The 9,836-nt window shown below is 64.3% G+C and carries 8 protein-coding genes and 1 pseudogene; 8 read left to right on the top strand and 1 reads right to left on the bottom strand.

What is annotated here, in order from left to right; genetic code table 11:
* From ABZD10_RS10325 to ABZD10_RS10315, 3 genes and pseudogenes are all read left to right on the top strand, one after another.
* Positions 1 to 186: pseudogene (locus ABZD10_RS10325) on the top strand (metal ABC transporter permease); the annotation flags it as partial.
* Complete coding sequence (locus ABZD10_RS10320) at positions 183 to 1,109, top strand: metal ABC transporter permease (protein WP_372886314.1); 927 nt, start codon at positions 183 to 185, stop codon at positions 1,107 to 1,109. The pseudogene ABZD10_RS10325 and the gene ABZD10_RS10320, both read left to right, overlap by 4 nt.
* A 129-nt stretch (positions 1,110 to 1,238) precedes the next feature.
* Positions 1,239 to 1,400, top strand: a complete 162-nt coding sequence (locus ABZD10_RS10315; RefSeq protein ID WP_372886313.1) for a hypothetical protein — start codon at positions 1,239 to 1,241, stop codon at positions 1,398 to 1,400.
* Between the two features lie 46 nt (positions 1,401 to 1,446).
* Here ABZD10_RS10315 and ABZD10_RS10310 read toward each other — a convergent pair whose 3' ends face one another.
* A complete protein-coding gene (locus ABZD10_RS10310; RefSeq protein WP_372886312.1) occupies positions 1,447 to 2,238 on the bottom strand; it encodes a LuxR C-terminal-related transcriptional regulator in 792 nt (263 codons plus the stop codon).
* A gap of 72 nt (positions 2,239 to 2,310) precedes the next feature.
* Between ABZD10_RS10310 and ABZD10_RS10305 the strand changes: the two genes are divergently transcribed.
* The 5 genes from ABZD10_RS10305 to uvrC form a co-directional block, all read left to right on the top strand.
* On the top strand, positions 2,311 to 5,523 hold the full coding sequence (locus ABZD10_RS10305; RefSeq protein ID WP_372886311.1) for a 2Fe-2S iron-sulfur cluster-binding protein: 3,213 nt from the start codon (positions 2,311 to 2,313) through the stop codon (positions 5,521 to 5,523).
* A gap of 63 nt (positions 5,524 to 5,586) precedes the next feature.
* Complete coding sequence (locus ABZD10_RS10300) at positions 5,587 to 6,123, top strand: CoxG family protein (RefSeq protein WP_372886310.1); 537 nt, start codon at positions 5,587 to 5,589, stop codon at positions 6,121 to 6,123.
* A gap of 119 nt (positions 6,124 to 6,242) precedes the next feature.
* Complete coding sequence (locus ABZD10_RS10295; RefSeq protein ID WP_372886308.1) at positions 6,243 to 7,040, top strand: S49 family peptidase; 798 nt, start codon at positions 6,243 to 6,245, stop codon at positions 7,038 to 7,040.
* Positions 7,041 to 7,205: 165 nt separating this feature from the next.
* Positions 7,206 to 8,165 (top strand): calcium/sodium antiporter, encoded by a 960-nt coding sequence (locus tag ABZD10_RS10290; protein ID WP_372886306.1) that lies wholly within the window; start codon positions 7,206 to 7,208, stop codon positions 8,163 to 8,165.
* 336 nt (positions 8,166 to 8,501) lie between these two features.
* Positions 8,502 to 9,836: excinuclease ABC subunit UvrC (uvrC, locus tag ABZD10_RS10285; RefSeq protein ID WP_372886305.1), on the top strand; the 1,335-nt coding region annotated here is incomplete at its 3' end.

The following is a 9,836-nucleotide window of genomic DNA, read 5'->3' as shown; positions in this document are numbered from 1 at the left end:
GGGCGGGCCCGCGCCACCAAGGCGCAGCGCGACGAAAAACGCTGGGAAGAACTGCGCGCCGACCCCGCCTTCGAAGGTGCGGCGGCGCTGTATGACGGGCTGCGCGAGATCGAGACCGTGTTGACCGGAGACCAGATCGTGGAGATCGACCGCCGGATCGGCGGCCCGCAGGGGGTGGCGTCATGAGCGGCGAAGAATTCGTACCCCTGTCGCTGACGCCGCTGTTGATCGGGGTCTTCGCCGCCGTCGCCTGTGCGCTGCCGGGCAATTTTCTGCTGCTGCGGCGACAGGCGCTGATCGGCGACGCGATCTCGCATGTGGTGTTGCCGGGCATCGTCGTCGCCTTTCTGGTCACCGGCGCGGTGTCGACATGGCCGATGATGATCGGAGCGGCGCTGGCGGCGGTGGTCGCGGTGGTGCTGATCGAGGCGATCCGCCGGCTTGGCCGCATCGAGCCCGGCGCCGCCATGGGGGTGACCTTTACCTCGATGTTCGCCGGCGGGGTGCTGCTGCTCGAGCAGTCCGACACCTCTTCGGTGCATCTCGACGTCGAGCACGCGCTTTACGGCAATCTGGAAAGCCTGATCTGGCTTGATGCCGAGGGCTGGCACAGCCTTCTGGACCCGGTGGCGCTGGCCGGGCTGCCGCACGAGCTGATCCGGATGGCGGCGACGCTGCTGGTGGTGGCGCTGTTCATCTTCCTGTTCTGGCGGCCGCTGAAACTGTCGACCTTCGACGAGGGCTTTGCCCGCACCCTTGGCATGCAGACGGGGCGGCTGGGGATGGCGCTGGTGGTGGTCGCCGCGGTGGCGGCGGTGGCGGCCTTCGACGCGGTCGGCTCGATCATCGTCATCGCCATGTTCATCTGCCCGCCGGCGGCGGCGCGGCTGATGACCAACCGGCTGGAAAGGCAGATCGCCTGGAGCGTGGCCTTTGCCGTGGTCTCGGCGCTGCTGGGCTATGTGCTTGCCGGGTTCGGGCCGCTGTGGCTGGGGGCGCAGAACGCGGTCAGCGCCGCCGGCATGATCGCCACCGTCTCGGGCCTGCTGCTGGCGCTGGCGGCGTTGTTCGGACCCTGTCGCAAACGCAGCGGCGCCCCGGCGGCCTGACGCGGAACGCCCGCAACCGGGTGGCCCCGGAAAAGTTTTTGCCGCCAATGGCGCGAAATGGCCGGAAATCATTTGGCTCGGGCGCAGGCTTGGCTATTCTGGGCCCATCTTTTCATCCGAGAGTGACTTATGAAGAAAATCGTGATTTCCCTGCTGGCCCCGCTGGCGCTCGCGGCCTGTTGGGCGCAGCCCGTTCAACCCACCGCCGAATTGCAGGCGCTTCAGGACCGGTGCAGTGCCGGCGACATGACCGCCTGTTCCGATCTGGCGCATCAGGTCAAGGCGCAGTAGCGCCCGCCTCCGGCGGCGATGGTTGCCTTGCCGCAAGGGTCTTTGGTCATCTGGGCGCGGCGTTGAGCACCAGCGCCGCGATCTGCATGGCCGAGTGCACGCCAAGCTTGCCATAGGCCCGCTTGCGCAGGGTGCGCACCGAATTGTCCGAAATCCCGAGCGCGGCGGCGGTGCCGCTGACGCCGACCCCGTTTATCAGCAGGTCGCAGACCTGCGCCTCGCGGGGTGAAAGCCTGCCGAAAACGCCGGCGTCGCGCGCTTTCAGCGCCGTGACGCGGGCGTCGAGCGCATAGTGGATCGCCTCGGAGCCGATGATGCGGTGGCGCAGGCCGATCAGCTCGTGCACCAAGGGCAGGGTCCGGGTCAGGCAGGCGATGTCGGTCTCGGTGAACCAGCCCGCCTTGCGACCGCGCAGGTAAAAGCTCTGGTAACCGGCGTTTTCGCCGCGCGACGCCACGGTGACGCGTTCGATCACCCCGTCGCGCTGGTAGATCGGTGCCAGAGGATCGTCCGGCGCCGGGCGCCAGCGTTCGATGGCGAGCCGTCCCGAGGGCGCGGCGCGGATGCGGCGGATGATGTCCTGCTTCACCCCCTCATGCGCCAGGATCTTGCGGGCGTTGACGTTGAACCAATAGCCGCTCATCTCTCCGGCCCAGAGCGACAGAACCGGTTCGGGCCGTGCCATGTCGGGCACCAGAAAGGCGCCGATATTGGCCACCTGTGCCGCATTGCGCACATGCGCCAGCAGTTGCTCGCCGAAATCGGCATCGCCGATGGCCGCCATCAAGGTGCTGGCCGGATCGCGGGGCAGGGGGCGCGAGGGGAATTTGTCACTCATTAGGGTGACAGAGTGGCGACCGGGGGCTGGGTTAGTCAAGAAGGAACAGTCCCGCCAGGAATGAGCCCGCAGATGTCCCGCATTTTTTCGACCAAGAACCGGCCCGTGCACCTCGGACCCTATCCGCTTGAGCGGCTGCGGCGCGGGGCGATGCCGGATCTGACGGCGGTGCCCGCTTTCCGCCCCCTGAGCTTTCATCGCCCCGAGCACCCGGAAAGCATTGTCAACGCGATGGGCGAGTTTCAGGCGATGATGGATGCGATCCGCGATGGCTTCGTGAACCGGGCGCGGGCCGAGATTCCTGCGGATTTGCAGGAGCGGGCGGATCACCTCAAGGCTTTCGGCTATTTCAATGATGCCTCGATGGTGACGACCGGGGCCCTGCCGCAAGAGGCGCTGTTGGCAGAGCCGCTGCGCAACCCCGATATCGACCGTCTGGCCGATGCGCTGAAGACCCGGCAGACCAAGACGCTGGCCTCGGGGATCGACCTGATCATGGCGGACCTGAAAGAGAGCATGCAGGCGCCGCCCACGACGATCGACGGCCACCGCCACGCCATCGTGTTCCTGTACGAGCATCACCGCGATCCCGATCCGCACGAGTCGGGCAGCGACTGGATTCTGGACGCGCAGGACCACCGGGCCTGTCTGCGGGCGACGGAAACGGCGGTGGTGATCGCCAATTACATCCGGCTGTTGGGCTTTGACGCGCGGGCGCATACGGCGACCTCGGGCGATGTCGATCTGGGGCGGTTGGCGGTGGCCTCGGGCATGGCCAGCTGTGAAGATGGAAAGCTGATCGCGCCCTGGCTGGGCACCGGATTTGGCGTGGCGGCGGTCACCACGGAAATGCCCATCGCCCATGACGCGCCGCTGCGGCCGATGGCAGAGCAGCCGCGGTCGGTTCTGAACGGGCTGCGCTGGAAACTGGGCATGGGGCAGGCCAAATCGGCGGCCACGCGCGACCCCTTTGCCCGGCGGCGCTATGTCGACGGGGCGCAGCCTTTCGAGCGGCTGAAGCGCGTCGACACCCCGACCACCTATATTGACGAGGCCAACGTGGCGCGGGTGCCCAAGCGGGCCGACATGTTCGCCCGCGCCCTTTTCGGCGATATGGGCAAGGCGCTGCAAGAGGGCGCCAAGGGCGGGCATTATGTCCGCAAATCGGCGCCAAGCGCGGCGCAGCGCCGGGCCCTTGGCGCCTTTGTGCTGTTGCAGGACGGCGAGAGCGCAGAGGCCCGAAAGCCGACCGATGCGGCGCGCAATGCCGCCAATGTGAAAGCGGCGAGCTATTTTCTCGGCATCGACGCGGCGGGCATCAGCCGCTGCCCCGACTGGGCCTGGTACAGTCATGACGCTGCCGGAGAAGAGATCGTGCCGAGGCATGATCAGGCCATCAGCATGATCGTCGATCAGGGCTATGAGACCATGGAGGGCGCCTCGGGCGACGACTGGATCAGCGTCGCCCAATCGATGCGCGCCTATCTGCGGTTCTCCCTGCTGGGCGGGGTGATCGCGCAGCAGATCCGCAACCTCGGCTACAGGGCCAAGGCGCATACGGTGATGGATGGCGAGGTGCTGCAACCGCCCCTGCTGCTGCTCGCGGGCATGGGCGAGGTCAGCCGTATCGGCGAGGTCATTCTGAACCCCTATCTGGGGCCGCGTCTGAAATCCGGCGTGGTGACGACGGATATGCCGATGTCGCATGACAGGCCGGTGGATTTCGGCCTGCAAAATTTCTGCGAGAGTTGCAACAAATGCGCCCGCGAATGTCCCTCGGGCGCGATCACCGCCGGGCCCAAGCTGATGTTCAACGGCTATGAGATCTGGAAATCGGACAGCCAGAAATGCGCCACCTACCGCATCACCACGCCGGGCGGGGCGATGTGCGGGCGCTGCATGAAGACCTGCCCATGGAACCTCGAGGGGCTGTTTGCCGAAGCGCCGTTCCGCTGGGCCGCCTCGCATATTCCGGCGGCGGCGCCGGTGTTGGCCAAGCTCGATGATATGGCCGGCAATGGCGGGCTGAACGACACCAAGAAATGGTGGTGGGATATCGAGCTGGAGGAAGACGGCGGCTACCGGCCCTCGAAACACCCGCTGAATCGGCGTGGCCTGCAAAGGGATCTGGACCTGAAATACGGGGACCAGACATTGGCGGTCTATCCGGCCCCATTGGCGCCGCATCCCTGGCCCTATCCGTTTCCGATGGATCGCGAGGCCGGGATTGCGGCCTATCAGGCGATGATCGGCGCCGAGGAATACAAGGCGCGGCTCGCGGCGGGCGATACGGCGATGATCCATCGCTATCGGGTGCCGGCCGCCGAAGACGCGCCGGTGATCCGGGTCGAGGTCAGCGCGGCGCAGAAAATGACGCCGGATGTCACCAAGTATGAATTCACCACGATGGACGGCAGTAATTTGCCCGAATGGACCGCCGGGGCGCATCTCGATGTGTTGGTGGCGCCGGAGTTCCTGCGGCAATATTCGATGTCGGGGGACCCTGCCGATCGCTCGAAATACCAGATCGGCGTGCTGCGCGAGGATCAGGGGCGGGGCGGGTCATTGCTGATGCACCGGATTTTTGATGAGGGGCGCAAGGTCTTCATCTCCAAGCCGATCAATCATTTCGCATTGGATGAAACGGCGACCAAGACCTTTCTCATGGGCGGCGGCATCGGCATCACGCCGATGATCGCCTTTGCCCATCGGCTGCATGCTCTGGGTCGGGATTTCGAACTGCACTATTCGGCCAGCCGCAAGGATGCGGCAGGCTATCTCGAGGATCTGGCAGCGGTGCCCTGGGCAAATCAGGTGCATCTGCATTTCTCGGACAAGGGCAGCCGGGCTGATCTGGATGAAGTTTTGTCTGGTTATCAGGAGGGCTGGCATGTCTATACCTGTGGCCCGGATCGGTTCATGGACGGGGTGATCGCGGCGGCAGAGCGGCAAGGGTTTCCCGATGAGGCGCGGCATCTGGAGTATTTCTCGGTGCCCGAGCAGCCTGACTATGAGAACCACGCCTTCAGGGTCAAACTGGCCGGGTCCGGTCGCGAGTTGGAGGTGCCCGAGGATCGTGACCTTTCGGACGTGCTGATCGAGAACGGTATTCATGTGGATGTGAAATGCAGCGACGGCATCTGCGGCGTCTGCAAATGCGGGGTTCTGTCGGGCGAGGTCGAGCATCGCGATTTCGTGCTGTCAAAGAAGCAGCGTGAAACCGCGATCATCACCTGCCAGAGCCGGGCAGCCGAACCGGACGGGGTGATCGTACTGGATATTTAGTCCAGGTAGACGCGCGCCCCTCGCCTGACTAGGCTGATGCAGGTGAGCGAGAGGAGTGCCCCCATGCATATGAGCGACCAGCGTGAAATCGCGGCCCCGGTGGAAGAGGTCTGGGCCGCCCTGCTGAGTGCCCGCGTGCTCGAGGCCTGCGTGCCCGGCGCCCAGGAGGTGAGCGGTAGCGTCGAGGAAGGCTTCGATGCGGTGGTGGTCCAGAAGGTGGGGCCGGTCAAGGCCACCTTCAAAGGCCATGTCATCCTGTCGGATCTGGTCGAGCACCAAAGCCTGCGGCTGTCCGGCGAAGGCAAGGGCGGTGCCGCCGGTTTTGCCAAGGGCGGCGCCGATGTGAAGCTCAGCGCCAGCGGAACCGGGGGGACGCTGCTGGAATACGAGGTCGACGCCAAGGTCGGCGGCAAGCTGGCCCAGTTGGGCAACCGCCTGATCGACGGGTTCGCCAAGAAGATGGCCGACCAGTTCTTCGGCAATCTCCAGACCGCGCTTGAGCCCGAACCCGAACCGCAAGTGCAGGCCGAAGAGGCCGCGCCTGCCGAAGAGGGCGCAAAGCCCAAGGGCTGGCTGAAGAAACTGACCGGCGGGCAGTAGCGCCCGCGTGCCGGCGGGTGCGGGTGGCGCGGCCTTTGAACAGGGTTTTTTCGCCACTGCCCGTCTTTCCTGTGGTCGCCGCCTTGTCTGGAGGGGTGCGGGCTTTTAAATGGCACTGCATGAAACGCTGGATCCCCTTTGTCAAAACGCCGCCCACGGTTGCCGTCCTGCGCCTTTCGGGGGCCATCGGAACCGGCAGTCGCGGCGCGCTGACCGACCGCGCCCTGGCGCCGCTGATCGAAAAAGCCTTCCGACGCGGCAAGCCGGCGGCGGTTGCGCTCGAGATCAATTCCCCCGGTGGCAGCCCGGTGCAGTCTTCGCTGATCGGCGCCCGCATCCGCCGGCTGGCCGAGGAAAAGAACCTGCCGGTCATCGCCTTTGTCGAGGATGTGGCGGCCTCGGGCGGCTATTGGCTGGCTGCCAGCGCCGATGAAATCATCGCCGATGAAAGCTCGGTGATCGGTTCGATCGGGGTGATCTCGGCCAGTTTCGGCGCCCATGTGTTTCTCGACCGGCACGGGCTCGAGCGGCGGGTGCACACTGCCGGAGAATCGAAATCCATGCTCGACCCGTTCCGCGCCGAAAAGCCCGAGGATGTCGAACGGCTGAAGGGCATGCTGGAGCAGATCCACGAAAACTTCATCGGCCATGTCAAACAGCGGCGCGGGTCGCGGCTGGGCGATGCCCCGGAGCTGTTTACCGGCGAGGTCTGGATCGGCCGCCGGGCGCAGGACCTTGGCCTTATCGACGGTATCGGACACATGATGCCGGTGCTGAAGGAACGCTATGGCAAGGACGTGCGGCTGCGCCGCTACGAGGCGCGCCGCCCGATCTGGCGGAGATTTGGCGCAACCCTTGCGGCCGACGCCCTGGCCGCAATCGAGGAGCGTGCCGAGTTCGCACGTTTTGGTCTCTGAGGTGATATTCAAGATCGTCGCTCTGTTCCTGGTCGTCATGGCGGTGCTTGCCATGTTCGGACAGCTCACGTATCCGGGGCAGAAGCGTCTGAAATCGGCCAAATGCGCGAAATGCGGGCGGTTTCGGATCGGCAAGGGGCCCTGTCCCTGTACTCGAGGGAAAGGATGACCATGGTCTGGCTTCTGGCGGGTCTGGGACTGCTCCTGCTGCTGCTCGCGGGGGATGCGCTGGTGCGCGGCGCGGTGAACCTGGCCCTGCGCCTCGGGATCCCGGCCCTGATCGTCAGCCTGACGATCGTTGCCTTCGGCACCTCGGCGCCCGAACTGCTGATTTCGGTTCAGGCGGTGCTGAAGGGGGTGCCGGGAATTGCCATCGGCAATGTCGTCGGTTCGAACACCGCCAACATCCTGCTGGTTCTCGGGTTTCCGGCGATCCTGTCGGTGCTGCACACCTCGGGCTGCAATTCACGCAAGTCCTACCGCCAGATGATCGCCGCCTCGCTGGTCTTCATCGCGCTGGCCTTCCGGGGCAAGTTCGACCTTCTGAGCGGCGTCGTGCTGTTGTCGATGCTGGCTTATTTTCTGCTTCACGCGGTGCAGGATGCGCGGCTGCACCGCCGTTCCTGCTGCAATGGTGATCTGCTGGAGGACGAGCCGGAAGGCGCCGACCCCGACATGCCCTGGTGGAAGATCATGCTCTATCTGGTGCTCGGGCTGATCGGCCTGCCCCTGGGCGCCGACCTGCTGATCGACAGCGCCGAGACCCTGGCGCGGCAGTTCGGGGTCAGCGAATCCGTGATCGGCCTGACCCTTGTGGCGCTGGGCACCTCGCTGCCGGAACTGGCGACGACGACGATGGCCGCGCTGCGCCGTCAGGCCGACGTCGCCATGGGCAACGTCATCGGGTCGAACATGTTCAATCTGCTGGCGATCATCGGCATCGCATCGCTGGTCGGTCCCTTGCCGGTTGATCCTGAGTTCCTGCGTTTCGATCTGTGGGTGATGCTGGGGGCCTCGGCGCTGCTGGTGCCCTTCGTCTATTTTCGCAGGGACATCAACCGGATCTGGGGGCTGTCGCTGACCGTTCTCTATGTCACCTACATCCTCTGCGTTCTCACTTTCTGAAAGGGAGCCGGGCCCGTTTCGGGCCCGTTGCGCGCCGGATCAAGGGACCTCCGGCCCAAGTTTTGCACCCTTCACGGTCGTGTTACATTCCTGTTATTTTTTTCTCAATGTTATCAGGCATTTGTCCAGAGTGCATTTTTTAACTTAATGATTTCAAGGCCTTAATAATATGCCTATTTTTTATGCAAGTTGGGGAAATGGCCCTAAAACAACAAGGAATCTTTCCTGCCGCCAAGATATCTCCAGACTTATCCACAGGAAACGGGGACATGTTTTCTCTTGCCTATGCATGGTGAAGATTGCAGCGGAAGGCAAAGAATCATAACTCATTAAGCGATGGAACAAAGACCGACAGCGACAGACAGCACGCCGACCGGCGCCGGGGTGATCCAAGAGTATCTCAGAACGCTCGACGGGTCGCCGGGGGTCTATCGTATGCTCGATGCACAGGCGCGGGTGCTGTATGTCGGCAAGGCGCGGAACCTGAAGGCCCGAGTGTCGAGCTACGCGAGGCCGACCGGCCATTCGGGGCGCATTGCGCGGATGATCTCGGAAACCGCGTCGATGATGTTCCTGACGACCAAGACCGAAACCGAGGCGCTGCTGCTCGAGCAGAACCTCATCAAGCAGCTCAAACCCAAGTACAACGTGCTGCTGCGCGATGATAAGAGCTTTCCCAATATCCTTGTCAGCCGCGTCCATGAGTTCGCCCAGATCAAGAAGCACCGCGGAGCGAAAAAGGAAAAGGGCAGCTATTACGGGCCCTTTGCCAGTGCCGGGGCGGTCAACCGGACGCTGAGTCATCTTCAAAAAGTATTCCTGCTCAGAAACTGCTCGGATGCGCAGTTCGAAAGCCGCAGCAGGGCCTGTCTTCTCTATCAGATCAAGCGTTGTTCAGGGCCCTGCGTCGGCAAGATTTCCCGCGCCGAATACGCCGAGAGCGTCCGCGACGCCGAACGCTTTCTGTCCGGGCGTTCGACCCAGATCCAGGAGACCCTGGCCAAGCAGATGCAGGCGGCTTCCGAGGCGATGGAGTTCGAACAGGCGGCGGCGCTGCGCGACCGGATCCGGGCGCTGACCCAGGTGCAGACGGCGCAGGGCATCAACCCGCGCGGTGTCGCCGAGGCGGATGTGATCGCGCTGTATCTCGAAAACGGCCAGGCCTGTGTGCAGGTGTTCTTCATCCGCGCCAACCAGAACTGGGGCAACCGCGACTACTATCCGCGCGTCGGGGCCGACATCGACGCGCAGGAGGTGCTCGAGGCCTTTCTCGGCCAGTTCTACGACGGCAAGGATCCGCCGCGACAACTGATCCTGTCGCATCCGATCGAGAACGCCGACCTGATGGCCGAGGCCCTTGGCCAGAAGCTGGGCCGCAAGGTCGAGATCGTGGTGCCGCAACGGGGCGAAAAGGCCGAGCTGATCGCCGGCGCGGCGCGCAATGCCCGCGAAAGCCTGGCCCGCAGGATGGCCGAGTCGGCCACCCAGACCCGGCTGCTCAAGGGTATTGCCGAGGCCTTTGACCTCGACGGGCCGCCGCAGCGGATCGAAGTCTATGACAACAGCCATATTCAGGGCACCCATGCGGTTGGCGCGATGATTGTCGCCGGGCCCGACGGGTTCATGAAGAACAGCTATCGCAAGTTCAATATCAGGGGCGACGGGCTGACT

This window comes from Shimia sp., from assembly GCF_041624275.1.
Taxonomy (GTDB): domain Bacteria; phylum Pseudomonadota; class Alphaproteobacteria; order Rhodobacterales; family Rhodobacteraceae; genus Shimia.
This window is presented reverse-complemented; position numbering and strand designations above follow the sequence as displayed.